This is a genomic window from Mycoplasmopsis anatis (assembly GCF_900660655.1).
Taxonomy (GTDB): domain Bacteria; phylum Bacillota_I; class Bacilli_A; order Mycoplasmatales; family Metamycoplasmataceae; genus Mycoplasmopsis; species Mycoplasmopsis anatis.
This window is the reverse complement of sequence record NZ_LR215035.1, coordinates 829,552-849,611: the sequence shown is the minus strand read 5'-3', so window position 1 is coordinate 849,611 and position 20,060 is coordinate 829,552. Positions and strand designations below refer to the sequence as shown.

General features: G+C 26.8%; 17 protein-coding genes. 8 read left to right on the top strand and 9 right to left on the bottom strand.

Features of this window, described 5'->3' with window-relative positions; all coding sequences use genetic code 4:
• Window positions 1-29: 29 nt before the first annotated feature.
• From EXC66_RS03605 to fusA, 5 genes are all read left to right on the top strand, one after another.
• A complete protein-coding gene (locus EXC66_RS03605) occupies window positions 30-944 on the top strand; it encodes an RluA family pseudouridine synthase (protein WP_006886868.1) in 915 nt (304 codons plus the stop codon).
• 42 nt (window positions 945-986) lie between these two features.
• Window positions 987-1,934, top strand: coding sequence for a hypothetical protein (locus EXC66_RS03600; RefSeq protein WP_006886867.1), 948 nt, complete (start codon window positions 987-989; stop codon window positions 1,932-1,934).
• A 168-nt stretch (window positions 1,935-2,102) separates the two neighbouring features.
• Window positions 2,103-2,516 (top strand): 30S ribosomal protein S12, encoded by a 414-nt coding sequence (rpsL, locus tag EXC66_RS03595; RefSeq protein WP_006886866.1) that lies wholly within the window; start codon window positions 2,103-2,105, stop codon window positions 2,514-2,516.
• A gap of 59 nt (window positions 2,517-2,575) precedes the next feature.
• A complete protein-coding gene (gene rpsG, locus EXC66_RS03590; protein WP_006886865.1) occupies window positions 2,576-3,046 on the top strand; it encodes a 30S ribosomal protein S7 in 471 nt (156 codons plus the stop codon).
• Window positions 3,047-3,060: 14 nt separating this feature from the next.
• Window positions 3,061-5,151 (top strand): elongation factor G, encoded by a 2,091-nt coding sequence (fusA, locus tag EXC66_RS03585; protein ID WP_006886864.1) that lies wholly within the window; start codon window positions 3,061-3,063, stop codon window positions 5,149-5,151.
• A 30-nt stretch (window positions 5,152-5,181) separates the two neighbouring features.
• On the opposite strand, the gene ruvB is transcribed toward fusA, so the two are convergent.
• The 4 genes from ruvB to EXC66_RS03565 all read right to left on the bottom strand — a co-directional run bounded on the left by ruvB (window position 5,182) and on the right by EXC66_RS03565 (window position 8,200).
• Entirely contained in the window at window positions 5,182-6,123 is a 942-nt protein-coding gene (gene ruvB, locus EXC66_RS03580) for a Holliday junction branch migration DNA helicase RuvB (RefSeq protein ID WP_112579219.1), read from the bottom strand.
• Entirely contained in the window at window positions 6,098-6,703 is a 606-nt protein-coding gene (ruvA, locus tag EXC66_RS03575) for a Holliday junction branch migration protein RuvA (protein ID WP_006886862.1), read from the bottom strand. The genes ruvB and ruvA overlap by 26 nt, the downstream gene beginning before the upstream one ends.
• Window positions 6,704-6,837: 134 nt before the next feature.
• The gene (gene rpmF, locus EXC66_RS03570) at window positions 6,838-7,029 is read right to left on the bottom strand and encodes a 50S ribosomal protein L32 (protein ID WP_006886861.1); all 192 of its coding nucleotides are present in this window, start codon (window positions 7,027-7,029) and stop codon (window positions 6,838-6,840) included.
• Between the two features lie 118 nt (window positions 7,030-7,147).
• Complete coding sequence (locus EXC66_RS03565) at window positions 7,148-8,200, bottom strand: glycosyltransferase family 2 protein (RefSeq protein ID WP_006886860.1); 1,053 nt, start codon at window positions 8,198-8,200, stop codon at window positions 7,148-7,150.
• A 22-nt stretch (window positions 8,201-8,222) separates the two neighbouring features.
• Here EXC66_RS03565 and EXC66_RS03560 point away from each other — a divergent pair, with 22 nt between their 5' ends.
• The 3 genes from EXC66_RS03560 (at window position 8,223) to EXC66_RS03550 (ending at window position 12,211) form a co-directional block, all read left to right on the top strand.
• Complete coding sequence (locus EXC66_RS03560; protein ID WP_006886859.1) at window positions 8,223-9,140, top strand: nucleotidyltransferase; 918 nt, start codon at window positions 8,223-8,225, stop codon at window positions 9,138-9,140.
• A 24-nt stretch (window positions 9,141-9,164) separates the two neighbouring features.
• Entirely contained in the window at window positions 9,165-10,400 is a 1,236-nt protein-coding gene (locus EXC66_RS03555; RefSeq protein ID WP_006886858.1) for a YitT family protein, read from the top strand.
• Between the two features lie 149 nt (window positions 10,401-10,549).
• On the top strand, window positions 10,550-12,211 hold the full coding sequence (locus EXC66_RS03550; RefSeq protein ID WP_112579221.1) for an IS1634 family transposase: 1,662 nt from the start codon (window positions 10,550-10,552) through the stop codon (window positions 12,209-12,211).
• A gap of 133 nt (window positions 12,212-12,344) precedes the next feature.
• Here the strand turns inward: EXC66_RS03550 and EXC66_RS03545 are convergent, their stop codons facing one another.
• From EXC66_RS03545 to EXC66_RS03525, 5 genes are all read right to left on the bottom strand, one after another.
• Complete coding sequence (locus EXC66_RS03545; RefSeq protein ID WP_334198992.1) at window positions 12,345-13,025, bottom strand: alpha/beta fold hydrolase; 681 nt, start codon at window positions 13,023-13,025, stop codon at window positions 12,345-12,347.
• Window positions 13,026-13,151: 126 nt separating this feature from the next.
• The gene (locus tag EXC66_RS03540) at window positions 13,152-14,201 is read right to left on the bottom strand and encodes an ABC transporter permease subunit (protein WP_006886775.1); all 1,050 of its coding nucleotides are present in this window, start codon (window positions 14,199-14,201) and stop codon (window positions 13,152-13,154) included.
• Window positions 14,191-15,180, bottom strand: a complete 990-nt coding sequence (locus EXC66_RS03535; RefSeq protein WP_006886776.1) for an ABC transporter permease subunit — start codon at window positions 15,178-15,180, stop codon at window positions 14,191-14,193. The genes EXC66_RS03540 and EXC66_RS03535 overlap by 11 nt, the downstream gene beginning before the upstream one ends.
• The gene (locus EXC66_RS03530; RefSeq protein ID WP_006886777.1) at window positions 15,155-17,902 is read right to left on the bottom strand and encodes an OppA family ABC transporter substrate-binding lipoprotein; all 2,748 of its coding nucleotides are present in this window, start codon (window positions 17,900-17,902) and stop codon (window positions 15,155-15,157) included. Before EXC66_RS03530 ends, EXC66_RS03535 begins: the two co-directional genes overlap by 26 nt.
• Before the next feature lie 168 nt (window positions 17,903-18,070).
• Window positions 18,071-20,017: a transketolase family protein gene (locus tag EXC66_RS03525; RefSeq protein ID WP_006886778.1), complete on the bottom strand. Its 1,947-nt coding sequence runs from the start codon at window positions 20,015-20,017 to the stop codon at window positions 18,071-18,073.
• Window positions 20,018-20,060: the final 43 nt, after the last annotated feature.

Genomic DNA, 20,060 nt, shown 5'->3' with positions numbered 1-20,060 from the left:
AAATATACATATTTTGTATAATAATCAATATGATTAAATTAGAAGTAACTTATAAAGAAAGAATCGATAAATATATCAGCAATAATACAGAAATTTCTAGAAATGATATTAAGTCATTAATTGAACAAAGAGCAGTTTTTGTTAATGGAACTAATGTTATAAAACCTAAATATATTGTCAGAGAAGGACAAATAATCGAAATAGTCAAATTACTAGAAAAAGAAACTAATATTAAGCCTCAAGAAATGGAAATTAATGTTGTTTATGAGGATGAAGATCTCTTAATAATTGATAAGCCGAGTGATTTAGTTGTTCATCCAGCCCCAGGTCATCTAAACGATACATTAGTTAATGGCTTGCTTTACCATTTTAAAAATAATTTATCAAATGAAAATGGATTACTAAGACCTGGTATTGTTCATAGAATTGATAAAGATACATCAGGATTGTTGATGATCGCTAAAAATAATGATATCCACAAAATTTTGACTGATGAATTTAAACAACACAACATTAAACGTTCATATATTGCAATTTGTGAAGGTATATTAAGTTCAAATAAAATCAAATTAAATCTTCCGATAGGTCGTGATCCAAAAAATAGACAACAAATGACCGTAACTTCAGCAAATTCCAAAGAAGCAATAACTCATGTAGAATTATTAAAAACTTTTTATTTTGAAAACAAACCTTTATCCTTAGTTAAATGCGAGTTAGAGACAGGAAGAACACATCAAATCAGAGTGCATTTGGCTTATTTAAAAAATCCTGTTTATGGTGATCCAATTTATGGAAATGAGATCGATGATTTTAATCAAAGATTGCATGCATATAAATTAGAATTTATTCATCCTAAGACTAATGAAAAAATTGTTTTATATAGCAATCCACCTGTTCAATTTAATATTAGTGAATATAATTTTGAACAATTGAAAGATAAATAATAAGCTATAATTTAAATAAATTTGTATTATAGAAAGGATATAATGTTAAAAAAGAGTGACTATCTAAAACAAGAATCAATTGAAAAATTATGATCTCACGAAAAAACAACATTTAGATTTTGAGTTTGAAGTTATTTCGCTTTCTTACTTAGTCTTGTAATTATTTCGCTTATTAATGTTGTTTTGTATTATTTTGCCGATTTTAGTAGTATTAACCCAGCATTAATCGTTGGTACTACCAAACCATTAGACCATGATGCTATTAATGCTATTAGTCAAAAATTTATGCAAGGTGTTATTGTCCAAATTATTTATAATGTTGCATTATTAACTTTTTTTGTATTCGGAATACAAAAATCATACGAAAATAGAAATTTTAAATATTTAAATTTATTTGTAATTAGTCTAGTTTATTTAACTGTTTTCATAAATATTATAAGCTTTATTACTTTGATTAATGACTTTAGTGTTTTTTATAAAAATGTATCTGTTATGGGCAAATTTCCTATTGCTATTTTAGGATTAAATATTTTTCAGTCTATAATAACAATTATTTTTGGAATTTTACTAGGCAGAGAAATAACAGCGATTAAAAGAGCTTTTGTTAGATTAGAAATTTTGAAAGAACAAGAGAATCTTATGAGAATGATGAAAAATATGGGCGTAAATGCTAGCAACCCTTATGGTATGTATAATCCTTTTATGGGTGGATTTGCTCCAAATGCTAATCAATATAATCAAGCTAGAGAAGAAAATATAAAAGAAGTTGATGAGACTGAAGAAGTAGAGATTAGTAAAGAAAAACCCCTTGATGAAAAGGTTAAAACTAAGGATGATTTAATAAGAGAAGAAGAAATTAAAAAATTATTAGATTTACCAAACCAAAAACTATTCAAAATCGCAGAGAAATTAAATATCTTTGGATATGAGGATTTAACTAAAGAAGAATTAGCAGAAAAAATATATATCTACACAAAAAATCAAAAATAATTCAACAAATACTTAAGTGTATTTGTTTTTTTATTATATTTTTACAAATTTGACTAGTTTATAGGCTTAAAAAAACTAAAAAAAAATGATACACTCGGGTAAGTTGTTATATAATATAACAGTTATTTATAATAGGTTTAACATAAAACAAAAGAAAGGAAAATTAAAATGCCTACAATTAACCAATTGGTTACAAACGGACGTGAATCAAAAATTAAGAAACAAAACGCTCCTGCTTTAAGTGTAACCTACAACACATTAATTAAAAAAGCTAAAAAAATGGCTTCGCCATTCAAACGTGGTGTATGTACTCGTGTGGCTACAATGACACCTAAAAAACCTAACTCAGCTTTACGTAAATACGCTCGTGTTAAGTTATCAAACGGAATGGAAGTTACTGCATACATTCCAGGAGAAGGACACAACTTACAAGAACACTCAGTTGTTTTAATTCGTGGTGGACGTGTTAAAGATTTACCTGGGGTTAGATACCACATCGTTCGTGGAACTCAAGATGCTGCTGGAGTAAATAAACGTATGCAAGGTCGTAGTTTATACGGAACAAAAAAACCTAAAGCATAATATAAAATTAATTAATAAATAAAATTAAACAAAAATTAAAAATTAAAGAAAGGAAAATTATGTCAAGAAAGAAAAGTGCACCTATAAGAGAAGTTCTTGCAGATCCAGTTTTTAACTCAGTTTTAATTACTAAGTTAATTAATACTATTATGTTAGATGGTAAAAAATCAATCGCTCAAGACATTTTATACTCAGCATTTGAAATTGTTAAGGAAAAAACTCAAAAAGATCCAATGGAAGTTTTCTTAGCAGCTGTGGAAAACATTACTCCACAATTAGAAATTAGAACTAGAAGAATCGGAGGAACAAACTACCAAGTTCCTACTGAAGTTTCTCCTCGTAGAAAACAAACACTTTCATTAAGATGATTAGTTCAATACGCTCGTCTTAGAAATGAAAAAACAATGGATGTTCGTTTAGCTAACGAAATTATCGATGCATCAAACAAAACAGGTGGAGCTATCAAAAAACGTGAAGACACACACAAAATGGCTGAAGCTAACCGTGCTTTCGCTCACTTTAGATGATAGTAAGATCTTAATTTATGGCTAGAGATTTTGAATTAAAAGATTACCGTAATATCGGTATTATGGCCCACATTGATGCAGGAAAAACAACAACAACAGAAAGAATTTTATTCCACACAGGTAAAATTCACAAAATTGGTGAAACACATGATGGAGCTAGTCAAATGGACTGAATGGCTCAAGAACAAGAACGTGGTATCACCATTACTTCAGCTGCTACAACAGCTTTTTGAAAAGGAAAAAGAATTAATATTATCGATACTCCAGGACACGTTGACTTTACAGTTGAAGTTGAACGTTCATTAAGAGTATTAGATGGTGCTGTAGCTGTTTTAGATGCTCAATCAGGAGTTGAACCTCAAACAGAAACAGTTTGAAGACAAGCGACAAATTATAAAGTACCTCGTATTGTTTATGTAAATAAAATGGATAAAGCTGGTGCAGACTTTGCTGCTTCTGTTAAATCTGTTAAAACTCGTTTAGGTGGTAATGCAGTTGCTATCCAATGACCTATTGGACAAGAAGCTGACTTTAAAGGAATTATCGATTTAGTAACTAGAAAAGCATTTACATACAATGGTGAAGCTATCGAAGAAGAAATCGAAATTGAAATTCCTAGCGAATTAAAAGAAATTGTTGAATTAAAACGTCAAGAATTACTTGAAGCTGTAGCAAACTTTGATGAAGATCTTATGATGTTAGTTTTAGATGGTGCTGAAGTAGATGAAGAAACATTCAAAAACGCAATCCGTAAAGCAACATTAACAAGTGAATTCTTCCCAGCTGTTTGTGGAACAAGTTTCAAAAATAAAGGTGTTAAGAAAATGATTGACGCAGTTGTTGATTATTTACCTTCTCCTATCGATATTCCAGCAATTAAAGCTGAATGTGAAGAAAAACAAGTTAATGTTGAATCAACAGATGATGGAGAATTTGCTGCTTTAGCATTCAAAGTTATGACTGACCCATATGTAGGTACATTAACATTCTTCCGTGTATATCGTGGAGTATTAAGTAAAGGTACATACGTTTATAACTCAACTAAAGGTGAAAAAGAACGTATTGGACGTATTTTACAAATGCATGCAAATAGTCGTGTAGAAATAGATGAATGTCGTGCAGGAGATATCGCTGCAGCTGTAGGGCTTAAATCTACTACAACTGGAGACACTTTAATTTCTGAAAAATCAGAGAAACTTGTGCTTGAAAAAATGGTATTCCCAGAACCAGTTATTTCACAAGCTCTTGAACCTGAATCTAAAGCTGCTACTGAAAAATTATCATTAGGATTACAAAAATTAGCTGCTGAAGACCCAACATTTAGAACATACACTGATGAAGAAACAGGACAAACTATTATTGCGGGAATGGGTGAATTACACCTTGACATTATCGTAGACCGTCTTAAACGTGAATTTGGTGTTCAAGCTAAAGTTGGTGCACCTCAAGTTTCATATCGTGAAACAATTACAAAAACTGCTGAAGTTGAAGGAAAACACATCAAACAATCTGGTGGTAAAGGACAATATGGTCATGTTTGACTTAAATTTGAACCAAATCCAGATGGTGGTTTTGAATTCGTTGACAAAATTGTTGGTGGTAAAATTCCAAAAGAATACATCAAACCAATTCAAAAAGGTCTTGAGGAAAAAATGGCTGCCGGTATTTTAGCAGGATACCCAATGATTGATATTAAAGCTACATTATTTGATGGATCATACCACGATGTTGACTCATCTGAAATGGCTTATAAAATTGCTGCTTCTAAAGCTCTTACAAAAGCTAAAGATGCAATTGGAACTGTTTTATTAGAACCTATTATGGATGTTTCTGTAGTTGTTCCTAGTGATTACATTGGAGATGTTATTGGTGACTTATCACGTCGTAGAGGACTTGTAAACGACCAAGAACAAAGAAATGATGGAGCTACAATCGTTAAAGCTGCTGTTCCTCTTTCAGAAATGTTTGGATATTCAACAGATTTACGTAGTATGACAAGTGGACGTGGAACATATCAAATGCAATTTGATCACTATGAAAAAACTCCAAAAAATATTTCTGATGAAATTATCAAACGTAGAAATATCCAATCAAAAGACGAAGATTAATAATATAAATGCCCTCCTATGGGCATTTTTTTATAAATCTAGCAAATAATCAATTCCATACGAACTAATTTTTCTACCTCTTGAACTTTTTATTAATAATCCGTGCAATAACAAAATTGGCTCAATATTCATCAATATATTTTCTTTAGGTATGCTCATTAAATTTGCAATTGTTTCAAGTGAAACTCATTTTTCATTAAAATTTTCTCTCAACATTTTTAAATACTCTACGTGTTCTTTACCTAATCCTAATTTGTAAAGATCTAAGTTATAAAAAGTCTTCTTTACAGTTTCTTGATCGATAACATCTTTATTCATTGATATTCTAAAATCATTGCATCTCCTGAGTAAATTATTTGCAATACGTGGGGTAAAATTTGAAAATGTCGAGATTTCAAAGATCTCTGGATCATTTATTTTTACCTCCATTTTTTCAGCACTATTTTTAAGAATTTGACACAACTCCTTTTTACTGTAGTTATTAAACCTTGCAATATAACCAAAACGTTCCTTGAAAGGTTTTGAAATCATATTTAACTTAGTTGTTGCACCTATCAATGTAAATTTCTTGAGATTCATTCTCATTGTTCTTGCATTAGCATCCACTCCTATAATTAAGTCGAATACAAAATATTCCATTGCATTATACAATGATTCCTCAATTATAGAATTTAGAGAGTGAATTTCATCAATAAATAAAATATCACCTTCATTTAAACAGGTTAATATGGTTATTAAATCAGATTTTTTCTCTAAATTTGAAGCTTGAACATAATGTATTTGTCTATTCAATTCATTGGCTATTATTCCTGCTAGTGAAGTTTTTCCAGTTCCTGGGATTCCGTGGAATAACATATGATCAAGATTAATGCCTTGCTTTAATGAACTTTCAATCATTGTCTTAATTGTATTTTTTACATTAGTTTGACCGATAAATTCATTAAAATTACTTGGCTGTAGTTCTACTTTCATTTATTTGTTTAGAAATGAATTCAATACTTTTTTGAATCATTTCTTCAACATTACCCTTATTTTCTATTTTGCTAATTGCTTCATTAATTTGTTTTTCCTTGAATCCCATAATTTTTAATGAAGTTACAACGTCATTTAAATTATTTATTTCGTTAGAGTCTTTAGCTAACTCTTTATTTTTGATTAAGATTTTACTTCACTTATTTTGCAAGTTTACAACAATTAATTTTGCTTGTTTGTCTTGGACATAAGGTATTTTACTTAATGATTCTACATCTGATAATGCAATATAGTTCGCTATTCTTTCTCAATCATTATCAAGCAAGTTCATTGCTATTCTGGGTCCAATTCCAGTAAGAGAAATTAAGTCAACAAATAAAACCCTTTCCATGTAATCCTTAAAAGCATAAGTTTGTGTATTATAATCATTTTTATATTCATATATAAAAAGTTTAACCTTTTGATTATTATTAAATCTTGATGAATTGGGTACTATTAATGAGTATCCTTCTCCCCTTGATTCAAAAATTATATTTTGTGCATTAATATGCATAATTTCACCTATTCTATACAGTATCATATCTAACCTCCACTTTAATATAACGGATAATTTTAAGGTAAACAAAAAAAGTACAAAAAAAGCACCCCATAAAAGGTATATACTAGCATTTTGTTATGCATAATACTTTTTATAAGGTGCATTATTTAATATAATTAATTATTGATTGGTGTAAAACCTTCAACTTTTTTTCCTTTGTAGAAACCACAGAATCTGCATACACAGTGTTGTTCGATCAATTGAGTACAATTTGAGCATGCAACAAGGTTAGGTGTTGTTAGTGCATCGTGGGTTCTTCTCTTGTGTTTACGTTGTTTGGATGTTTTACGTTTTGGTACAATAGCCATTTTTCCTCCTTATTCAAGTGGTTCTAATAATTAGCATTACTATTATATATACTTTTTTAAAATATAAAAATAAAAATTTAATATAATTAACTGACTTTTTTGAAAAAGGATTTGCAACCTATTTATTTTTAAGTTGTTTTCTTATTTTACTAAAGATAGGTAAATAATACATATTTTTTGTTCATAATTTAAGCTTAGAATTCTCGAAAAGATCATTTTTAATTCTTAAAATATTATCTTTAATAAATGATTCTACTATCATTTTGTTTTGTTTGTTTTTACATGATTTTAGGTAATGTTGAGTTAATAAATTAAGAAATTCCACAAACTTTGCATCATCAAGTTTTTTTATAAGATTATCTGTATCTTGTTGATTTTTTGAGTCTAAAATTTTTATTATTTGTTTTCTGTTAAATGTGTATGCTTGTTCTAATAAAGACATTTTTAGGTTAAATTTATCTATGTTTAAGTTTGAAAGACTATTTTTTCTTCTTAAATATCTAACTGTGGGTTTGTTGGTGTATTTAAAATGTTTACATAAAAAATAAATTTTACCCAATGATGCTATATCTTCAAAAATTCTTAGGTTATGTTCACTGAATTTAATGTTATTACTTGTCAAAAAACTCTTCTTATATAAAACTCCCCAAATAAAAGTGATTTTACTTAAGTAGTAATCAATTGCTTTGTTAGTATTTTTGACAGTATTATTAATTAGATAATTTACGTAATAACTTTTGTTAGGGTCATTTGATTTTAAATCAAATGAAAAAACAAAATTTCCTGCATATATTTCTGTTTTTTCTTCTAAATTTTCCACAATATTTAAAATTGTATTTTTTGAGTAAAGCCTATCATCGTCATCGAGAAACAAAACATAATCTCCATTTGCTTTTTCTACTAAAAAATCTCTAGCAAATGCAACTCCCTTATTTTCACTTTGTTGATATATTTTTATGTTTAGTTCGTTGTAATTTTTGACAATATCATTTAGTTTATTAATATAAACATCACTTGACTTATCATCGCTTATAATAACTTCAATATTTTTGTAGCTTTGCTTATTTATAGACTTAAGTGTATCATTAAAATATTTTGTTATATTATATGTTGGTATCAAAATACTTATTAGTGGTTGAAAAGATGCTTTATTTTTATCTTTTTTTATCATAGATGTATTATACAATAATAATATGTTTACTAAGAAAATCAAAGTAGGAATAATAGCTGAATATAATCCGTTTCACAATGGTCACATTTATCAATTAAATTGAGTAAAAAATAAATTTCCAAATGCTAAGATAATCGTTGCCTTGAGCAAAAAATATACTCAAAGGGGTGAGTTAGCAATTTTATCATTTAGAAAAAGAAAAAAAATTGCAAAATCTTATGGAGTTTCAAAAGTAATCCCGCTTAATGTAGAGGATACTTCTCAAGCAGCACATATTTTTGCAGAAAGAGCAATTTTAAAATTGAATAAACAAAAAATTAACTATCTAGTTTTTGGTTGTGAAACTAATGATATTAATGTTTTTGTTGAATGTGCTAAATTAATTAAGAACAATTTAGATACATACAATTCACTTGTTAAAAAATATCTAAAACAAAAAGGCAATTCTTTTCCTAGAGCAACAAACTTAGCATTACAAGAACTTTCTGGGAAAAATATTGAGTTGCCAAATGATATTTTGGCAAATGAATATGTCAAAACAATAATTTTTAATGATCTAAATATCATTCCAGTTACACACGAAAGAACTGTTAATTATCACTCATTAGAAATTAATCAACATTATGGGAGCGCAACAAAAATTAGAGAGATGTTTTTTAATGGAGAAGATTTTTCTAAATTAACACCTGTACCAAAATCATGATTTAAGAAAAAAACAATTAAAGATTACTATCCTAAACTTCAAAAGATAATTTCAAAGTATAGTCCAGAAAAACTAAGAAAGTATAAAATGGTGGATGAAGGGATTGAAAATTTATTTAAAAAAAACATTGATTCTCTTGATTATGATTCATTTGTACAAAGATGCGTTTCCAAACGTTATACAAGTAGCAGAATTAAGAGAACTTTGTTATTTATTTTACTTAAAATAAAGAAGTAAAAATTTTTAATATATAATTAAAACATGAAAAAAGACAATGAAAATTTAAATATAAATAAAAGTAATAAAAAAACTAAAAAAGAAAGCACACAAGAGCATAAAATTCGAAAGAAAAATGCATACCAACGTGTTAAAGTTAAGAGTTCAGTTCTTTATTTTTCACAGTTATATAACAACAAAAGTAATTTTAAACAAGTTTTACTAATAATTTTTATAGGTATTCTATATGGTACTTGTTTAGTGTTTTTAGTACAAAACACAGGACTTTATGAGTTAGGTCTAAGTGCAATCGGACAATCAATAGGTAGACTTACCCAATTTTTACTAAGATATAATGGATATTCAGTTGAACTATCGTATTTTTGATATAACTTAATTTTCTGAATACTTTACTTTATATTGAATATTCCTCTTTTACTACTTAGTTATAAATATCTATCAAAAAGATTTTTCTACTTTACGATTCTGTTCTTATTTGTTCAAACTTTAGTTGGGTTAGTTATTGGATTTATTCCAAGTGTTGAAGATGTATTTATATTTGCTAATTTAAATAAAGGTTCTCCAGTAGGTTTTACCGATTACGCTATCTATATGACACTTTGAAATTCAAGTTCAGACGCAACAAAACAAGTTTCAATTATTTTGTATGGATTGGCTTGAGGAAGTCTTAATGGTGTCTTTACAGGAGCGTTATTCATTCTTGAATCTTGTTCTGGAGGTTTTGATATACTTGGAACTATGATTGCAAAAAAGAAGCATAAAGATTTGGGTCAAGTTTTAACAATCCTTAATGTTATTTCGCTTATTTTTGCTAATTTAATAGGTAACTTTATCCCAGCAATAATAGCTCTAAATACTGAGAAAATTGATACAACTCAGGTTCAAGAAAATACACTAGCTTTAGATGTGCTATTTAGTCCTAACTTCTTAGCAGGTTTAGGAATGATGGCTATTTTCCAAGTTTGCATTAATTTAATTTTCCCTAGATACAAGACAGTTCAAGTACAAATTTTTGCAAAAGAATATCAACAATTACTCAATACTATTTACGAAAATAGTAGTAGCAGATTCTCTTTTAGTGTTTCTAAAGTCATAGGAAGTTACTCAAAACAGGAACAATTTATGATTTTCACTAATTGCATGTATATCGATGCAGCAGATTTAATTAGTTTAATTAGGGAATACGACAAAAATATTTTAATTACAGTTATTGATATTAAAAAAACCGATGGTTACATCTATGTAAACACCAGTTTATAATTCATTTAAAAATTCATGTAGTTTATTAACAAAGTCATTTCCTACATTTCCCACTTAATGTGGAAAATGTAGGATTTTTTTTCATTTATATTTATTTATAAATATAAAATTTTATACTATTATGCTACTAATGTGATATAATATAGGGTATGAAAAAGACAAATAAGAGAAATTGAATTATTTCTAGGTCAAAAAGAAATAAAGGGACTTATATCTCGATAGGATATAGAAGATTGGATAGTTCGGGATATGAGACAAGATTTGGAATTGGTTATGAGGAAGAGTTTGACTCATTTCAACCAAACTCAGTAAAAATAATTCAAGAAATCATAAGAGATATTCCTTTAAGCTGAACAAAGGAGAAAATTATTGAAATAATTGATAAAAAGATTAAGCAAAAAAATGTTAAAAAATCTGAAGTTTATGAAAAATATAAGGGTATTGAATTGATAAAAAATATGGTCGATTACTTTAACATATTTGAAAATTGCACCGATACAAAATCAATTAGTCTTAATACAATTGTTGTTCAACAAATTTACCAAAAAATAACTAATCCCATAAGTGTATTTGCTACATATAAAGAATCTTTAAAACACAATAAAGATAGTTTTAAGAAAAATTCATTTTATAGATCTCTCGATTATATAGCATTAAATCAAGAACAAATACTAAAGAATGTAAATAATAAAATTGTTGAAACATACAAAAGAGATATTTCGATTGTATGATATGATTCAACAACATCGTATTTCGAGACATTCGATAGAAAAGGCTTTAAAAAACCAGGATTTTCAAAAGATGGAAAATTCAAAGAAGACCAAATTGTAATCGGTTTAGTAACAGATTCTAATGGAATACCATTACATTACAAAGTTTTCCTTGGAAATACAGCTGACTCAAAAACATTTATACCATTTGTTTTAGAATTACTTAAAACATATGAAATTAAGAATGTAACAATAATCGCAGACAAAGGGATGAGTGTTAATAAAAACATAAGATTTTTAGAAGACAAAAAACTAAATTACATCATTTCATATAGACTTAAATCTTCAAGTAAAGCATTCAAGGAATATGTAATAAATGAAGATGGATATAAAAAAGAAAATGGGATGTTATTCAAAAGTAGAGAAATTGTTTCGACATATAAAAATGGTAGAAATAATGGGAATTATAGAAAACAAATAATTACATTTAGTTCAAAAAGAGCGTTAAAAGACAGAAAAGATCGTGAACAATTAATTGATAATTTTAATAAAATAGCAAACGAAAAAGGTCAAGTTTTATTTGAAAATATGACAGCTAACAAAAAATATAGATTCTTTAAAGCAATTGAAAATAAAGCTTATTATATTTTAGATATAGAAAAAATTGAGGAAGATCAAAAATACGATGGATACTATATTTACGAAACAAATAGATTTGATCTAAAGGAAAGTGATATAGTTTCATTGTATTCAAAGCAATGACAAGCAGAAGAGAATTTTAGGGTTCTTAAAGGAAATTTATCCCTTAGACCAATGTATCTTTCAACTTGAAATCATATTAAAGGTTATATTTGTCTTTCATTTTTAAGTCTAGTGATGATCAAATTCTTAGTTTATCAAATAAACAAATTTACAGGACTTTCTGGAGATGATAAATTTACTGTCGAAAAAATAATCTCAATTATGAGAGATGTTAAAGAAACAGAAAAATATTTTGATGGAAAATTAATTGAAACTTTAGAGATTAAAAATAACATTACAGAGCAATCTTGAGAAGATTTTAATCTTATTAAATTTGCTTTTAATGAGATTACAAAATAAAAAAATAACTACCAAACAAATTAGTGTTTGATAGTTTTTTATTTATGCTACTAAGTGGGAAACACAGGAAAATATTTTAATTACAGTTATTGATATTAAAAAAACCGATGGTTACATCTATGTAAACACCAGTTTATAATTCATTTAAAAATTCATGTAGTTTATTAACAAAGTCATTTCAATTTTCTAGTCAAATTGAATGTCCCGCATTATTAATTTTATAAACTTTTAGATTTTTAACCACATTTTGATAATAAGGAACTATATTTTCTAAATCTATAATTCCATCATGGTCTCCGATAAATAATCCAATTTTAGTATTAGACTTGTTTAATCCATTTTCAATTAAATCCATATTTTTATTTGAAGGTAGATTTTTACCTAACTTGTAGACATACTCAATTTGGACGCAATTCTCAACAAAATATTGTTGAGTTTTTTTTCTAATTTCTTGATTTGAAATAATGCTATCAGGGTTAAAATAACAAAGTCTTATTAATTTTTCTCATTCGTTGAGATTTGTTGGAAAAAAGCAATCATTAAATTCTTTTACCTTAGCTAAACTAGTTCTATTCATCGGTCCAATTAAAATACATTTTTTAATTTGATGTGAATTTATTAAATTTGCACCAGCAATTCCACCACCTAGCGAATGACCAATAAGCGTAACATTTCTTAAATCTAGAAAGTTCAAAAATTGCCTAAAAATCTCACAAAATGTTTCAAAATTCATTAATTTATTATCATATTCTGAATTACCATGTGCAGGCATGTTAAGTCCAAAAATGTTATATTCATCACAAAATTCATTAATTAGACTATCAAAAAATTGACATTAGATCCAAAACCGTGAATAAATATCATATTTTTATTTTTGTTAGTATTTTGTTCAAAATATTCTAAATCATAACCGTTAAAATTAAATTTTTTCATAATTCTCCTATTTTGTAACATCGATTGTCCTACTGATTGCGATACATCAAATTCTAAAACTAATCAAAAAAACGCTTAAATATAATAGAGGAAATAGAACTTGCAGGATGTTATCTACTTGAAATTTTCAATATTCTCTTATGTTGTTCAAAACATTTCATTGTATTGGAAAACCAATTAAATTTATTGTACTTATTAGACCTAAAATATAACCTATTCTAGCTGAAAATATAGTTAATATTTTTGAGACAATCTTTGGAATTAGATGTTTATAAATTATTGAAATTTTATTCATGTTTGAATTGACTAATATTATCATATACTCTTTTTTGACTTCAGTAATTGCAAATTGGATTGTTCAATAAGTCATCCTAATAATTCCAGTAAGAATCAGAATTATAGTTAGAAGAAGAAAATTTTTTATCATTACCAATATAAACATAAAAATTAATAAGTCAGGTATAGAGATTAAATATGCAAGTGTTGAATTTAAAATTTTAAAACTCCTTTTATTAATTGATATTCAACATCCAATTGGTAAACTAAAAAATAATTCAATTATAAAAATTGATATTGCATATAAAATTGAAAAACTGAATTTTTGTAAATTAACAATTAAAACTGATTCACCCGAATTATTTGAACCTAATGCTAAAGTAAATTTATCTCAGTAACTTAGTAGATCTTTTATGTTAAAACTTAATATTGGAATTATCTTTTCTTTATCGATATTATAATTTATGTTGTTGTTTATAAGATATTCTTCTAATATTTTTATTTTACTGTTTGACTCTGGGTTATAGGTAATTTCAACTATGTTGTTTTGAGTTATTAGGGTTGTTTTAATGTTTTTTTCAATACCAAGTTTAAATAATATTTCAGGAACTTTATTATTAAAAATAAAGGAACAAAGTGAAAAAATTACTAATATCAAAAGTGTGATTGTTAAAAATATAAAAATTTTATTATTTATTAATTCAGTAAAAAAGTTTCTTTTTCTATGATACATAGGGGTTAAGTTATGCGGCTGTGCAAGAGTGAATTTTTTATTTTGCATACTTATCCTTAACTGTTACTAGATTAATTAGGAAGTCCATAAATAAAAAACTTACAATAAAAGTTAAGATGATAGTAGTGAAAAAATAACAAATTGAGTCAGTTTCATAATTACTAATTACACCGTAAATATAACTTATTGTTCCAGGAAAGCTATAAAAAGTTTCGAAATAAATACCATAAAGAAAGATACTAACAATATAAAAAGGTAAAGCATTCATAAATTTTCTAATAGTTAGTGGTAAAAATAATAGAAAAAATATTTTCAGTTTATTAAAACCTAATTGCTTATAAAACAGATATGAATTTGACTCACTAATATTTATCATTACCGGTCTTAAAATTTGTATTAAACTAAAGCAGTTAAATAGTACTAGATTAGTCAAAGGTAATATCATTGTTAGCAAGTTATTTTTATTAAAGTTAAAGTCATACCCTAACGAACTTAATATTAAATTAACAAAAGGAATAGATATAATAAGCGGGACGCTTAAAAACATTAAAATTATAGTGTTAAGTAGATAATCTCTTAAACTATATTTTTTCAAAATCATAATAAAAGATATTGTATATGCAAGTGGTATACTAATAATTAAACTAATAATACCGACAAAATATGAGTATTTGTTTATTTTAATCCAATAATTAAAATTATTAGTTAAAAGTTGATTGCTTACTCCTATTTTCTCATTTAATGTTGAAAAATTCCTTAATTGACCATTGAAAAAACGTTCTCAAAATTTAATTAATCTAAAAATTACTGATTTTTCTAGATAATATTCATTATTTATCTTTAATAAAACTTCCTCTGAAGTGCTTGAATCATTTCATATTTCGCTAATTTTAAGAGGTGTGACAGAATTTATATCGAATAAGACATATATAGTCGATATCAAAATCATAAAGAAAATAAATGAATATAAAATTTTAAGTAAAAAATATATTCAATGTTTTTTATTTAATTTTGATATCTTGAACATAAATTACATCATTATAGGGAATGTTATATACTCAGTTTTTATTTACAATTTTGTAATCTAAAAAGTTAATTGAATCAATTTTTTTATCTAAGTCGATACCGAATGATCTAAAAGTGTTTAATTCTCTTATTAGTTCGATTAATTGTTCATTAGTGCTTATTGTTAGATAATAATTTGCAAATTTGGCCTGTTCGATAATGTTATCGATCTTAAATATTTTTTTATTGTTGTCTCATAAATAACCTAAACCACCAAAACCGTAGTTGGTATATCCAGTTTGATTATTTTCATTTGTTTTTAAAATTCCTCTAAGATATAAGTTTCTTTCCTCATATGAGTTAAACTTATTTAAATCATCTCATTTTATTTTTCTAAATAAGTTACTATCATTGTCTTTAGTATATATTTCATTTAATTTCAGAAAACCTTCTTCGAATTTTTCTTTCATTATTTTGCTAAATCTAGTTATTTCTGGGAAGTTAATTGCTAATATATCATTAGCTTTGAGATTGCTGAATTTATATCAAAGTGCAAATGGACTCATACCTATTGCATGGGTAATTTTATCAAGATAAGGAGCTAAACTATCTTTTTCATATGAATAAGTAATAAATTGATAAGTTGAATTATTACCTGTACCATTAGATGTACCATATACCTTGTCAATTTCGACTTGAGTTGGTAAATAATTAAAGACTGGATTTAATCTTGGATCTATCTCTTTAATAACTTCTATTATTTGTTCATACATTTTTATTTCATTTTGATTTAATAAACGGTTGTTGTAAATTATTCAAGTTATATTTTCTGACTTGTTTAAACCTAAGGATTTATTGTTAAATAACTGATCTAGCAATTTTTTCATATGTTTTTGTAAGATATTAAAACTTGAACTTTTAAGTTGGTTTGAATTTTGCTTATTCAGTTCAATTTTTTGGCCTTCATTATTAATAACGATCAAGTCATTGACAATTTCTTTTGCTTCTCTAAGGGTTTTAAACTTGCTGGTATTTTGATTTGTTCCACCTATTTTAGCATCTGGGGCTGCATTTGTTATTCAAAGATCTGAGCTAAGATTTAATGAGTCTTTTACATAATTTCAATTTATTGATGCATTTATTATTGAACGGAATGATATTGAATTATTTTCAAAAACACCCGAAGATATAGACAGTTTATTATCAAATTCTCCCCGATATCCTTGCTTTAGTTCTTTAATTGAAGAACCATAAACAATTTTGGAGAAATTATCATTAAAAGCAATTGAATTGTAATCAATTGAATTTAATATTGAAGAGGAATTAACATTAACTAATTCATCAGGTTTCGGAGTTATATTAAATGCATTGTTCCCAACTGAAGTTGTTTTATTGTATTTTTTATAAGGAATAAATTTGTAATCTTTAGTGTTAGAATTAAAATATTTCTGTTGTTCTTGTGTTAAAGAAAGTAGATTAACTAGTGTATTGTTGTCATTTTTAATCTTGTTAAAATTTAATATCGGATCTGTTTGAGAGTATTTTAATTCAATTCTTTCAATATTTTCCTTTGAGTTAACAAAATTTTTATCATAATAGTATTTATTTTTTGTAAGCACCAATTTATTTGTATCTGATGCATTTTTGTTAGGTATATATGGACCAGCATATAAATTTTGTTTTCACCCATTTACACCGTAAAAATACAATCCGATTTCTTTTATTATTCCATAACCATAAAGTGGTATTTCTTTATCGTTCTTATTGAATGTTTGATTAAGAGTTTTTGACTCTTCTTTGATAAAGTCACTTGGTGCCGGGCTAAAAATTAATGAATTAACTAACATTAAATCAAAGAAACCCATAAAATTTTTTACTTCCGCATAATCTTCATCTTCTTCAAAAATTAAAAAATTATCTTGTACTGCATTTTTAGGTTCTAAATTGTCAGCAAACTCAATAAATTTGCTTGAACTTATACCATGGATTTCAAATTGTTGGTTATTTGTGAATAAATTGGTACCAAATCTTTGATTTGATAAGTCATTAAGTCTTTTCTTATTTTCTAAATCTATTAGTATTGAAGTTCTATAATCACCATTTTGATTGGTAAAAGAACGTTGGAAAAAACCATTATAATAACTTCTTAAATAAGAAAATCAGAAGTCTTTTGCGTTGATGGTATACTTAGTTTTTTCTCCTGATGAATCTACTCAATACACATTGTCTTTAATTTTAATCTTCATTTTTTTAGCATTATTCATCGCTTGAATAAAAGCTCTTGAGTTAATTGATTTAGGATTTGAACTTATAGCTTTTTCATATATTTCGGCATTACTGTCAATAAGTTCAAAGTCATCGTTATTAAATTCAATTTCTGTTCCGTTAATAGTTTCGATAATAATCTTCTCGGCTAATTCAAATTTATATGCATAAACTCCTGACGATTTTAATTTATAACTTGAATTTTTTTCATATTCTGGTGATTTAACAGTAATAATTCTAAAAAGTTGTGCCGCAACCGAAGACTGCAATATATTATCAGAATCAATATTTGTTTTCATTACTGTAGAGTAATCCAAAAAATATGGATTAGTCTCAAGTTTATCCTCTTTTAATATTTGAAGTGTTTTTATATTTTTGTTATTTGTTTCATTAAATTTGCATGAGTATACAGATAAAGTGGTTAATAATCCTGTAATACTCATGCTTGAAAAAAGTAAAATACGTTTATTAAATTTCATTTATGCTCCTATTATTTTTATTTTCTAAAATTTCCTGGCATTTTCATAATTTTTGAAATTTTCAGAAAAAAAATTAATGGAATTATTACCTTAGATAATTGAAATATTAGATTCTATTTTATGTTTGAATATAAAAAAATCGACCTTAGTCGACTTTAAAAATTTTAATTATTTAAGGAATTCTTGAATTCTTTCAACAAGTTTATTTGCTTCAAATCCTTTTAATTCATAAACTTTTTGACCATCTTCTGATCAACCGTATCCTTCAGCTAAAAATGCATCAAATTTATTGTATTTTGCTAAACGATATCACATTGAATCACTAGTTGCTTCAATTGCATAGATTGGTTTGCTATTTAATCCTAATGTTTTTATTAATGATTCGTTTGTTACTAGGTCTTGAAGAACAGGTACTGAAACAACTTGAGCTTTAATTCTTTTTTCTTCAAGTAAGTTTGATACTTCTACAGCAAGTTGTACTTCAGAACCACTAGCTAAAATACTTAAATCATAACTAATTTGATTTTTAATTACGTAAGCAGCTGGTAAAGAACCTTTTTTGATAGCGTTGAATGATTTGATATTTTGACGACATCCAATAATAGCGATTTGATCTTTCTTGCTATTTAATCCATATTGAAAGGCTCCTAACATTTCAAACTCATCACATGGACGAACAACTTTAACATTAGACATAGCACGTAACATTGGAATTTGATCAAATGGTTGGTGTGTCGGTCCATCTCCACCAACTTGATATGAGTCATGTGTAAATACGTGAATTGATGGAATTTCCATTAAGGCACCAAGTCTAATACCTGCCTTCATGTAATCAGCAAAGGCTAAAAATGTTCCGTCAACAGTTTTGAGGTTCATATCTAAATAAATACCATTATTAATTGCTGCCATAGCAAATTCTCTAATACCGTATTTAATATTTTTTCCTGACTCAGAATTTAGTTGTTTAGAGAAAGCAACTTTAGTAGCTGCAGATAAGTCAGCCGAACCACCAACAACACTATCAAAGTTTTTATCAATATATTTCATAATAGTGTTAATGTAGTTTCTTGTTGGTACGTTTGTTTCAGTAAATTCAACACCTGTTAAATCATATTTAATTTCTTTTGAAGAAATAGCACTTATCATTTCGGCTTCTTTTTCATATTTTGATTTATATGATTCGAATAAACTTAATCATTTTTCATATTCGACATTTTTATTTTCCATTAGTGAATGTGCATATTCATAGACATCATTATCGTATTCAAACGGAATTGTGTTTGTTAAGCCAATTTTTTTCTTAAATTCAAGTGTTTCTTCAGGTTTAAGAATACCATTATGTCCTGAACTTTTTCCAGCGTTTGGTGTGTTTGCGGCAATAACTGAATGAACTTGGATATATGATGGTTTTTTAGCTTTTTTAGCTTGTTGAATTGCTAAATCGATTGACTCAAGATCATTTACATTTGCTACGAATGTTTCAAAATTTTGTGATTTGAAAAATTCAATTAAATTAACTCCATTAACTTCATCAGAATGTGAATCGATTTGGATATTATTGAAATCGTGAATTAAAATTAAACGATCTAAATTAAGTGTACCAGCAAGTTGAATTGCTTCAAGAGCTACACCTTCTTGAATACATCCATCACCATGAAGAGCATAAACATCATGATTAAAAATTTCAAAGTTTTCTTTATTGAATTTTGATTGAAGATATTTTTGCGAAAGTGCCATTCCAACAGCCATAGCCACACCTTGACCAAGTGGTCCAGTTGAAGCATCAATATAGTCGTTTGAATCAATTTCTGGATGTGATGGAGTCTTTGAATGTAAGTGCTTATGATCCATCATGTCTTGTTTAGATAAAAGACCCAAAAAGTGCATAATAGAATAAATTGACATTGAACCATGTCCGGCACTTAAAACGAATCTATCACGGTTAATTCATTTTGGATCATTTTGGTTTATGTTTAAATGTTTACCAAAAAGTGTGTATGTAATTGGAGCAGCACCAATAGCCATACCAATGTGACCTTGACCTGCTTTGTTAATTGAGTCAAGAGCAATCCCTTGCATTGAAGCAACTAATTTTTTTTCTAATTTATTACTCATTTTTATAATTACCTCTTTACTTATTGTTAAATTTATTTAAATT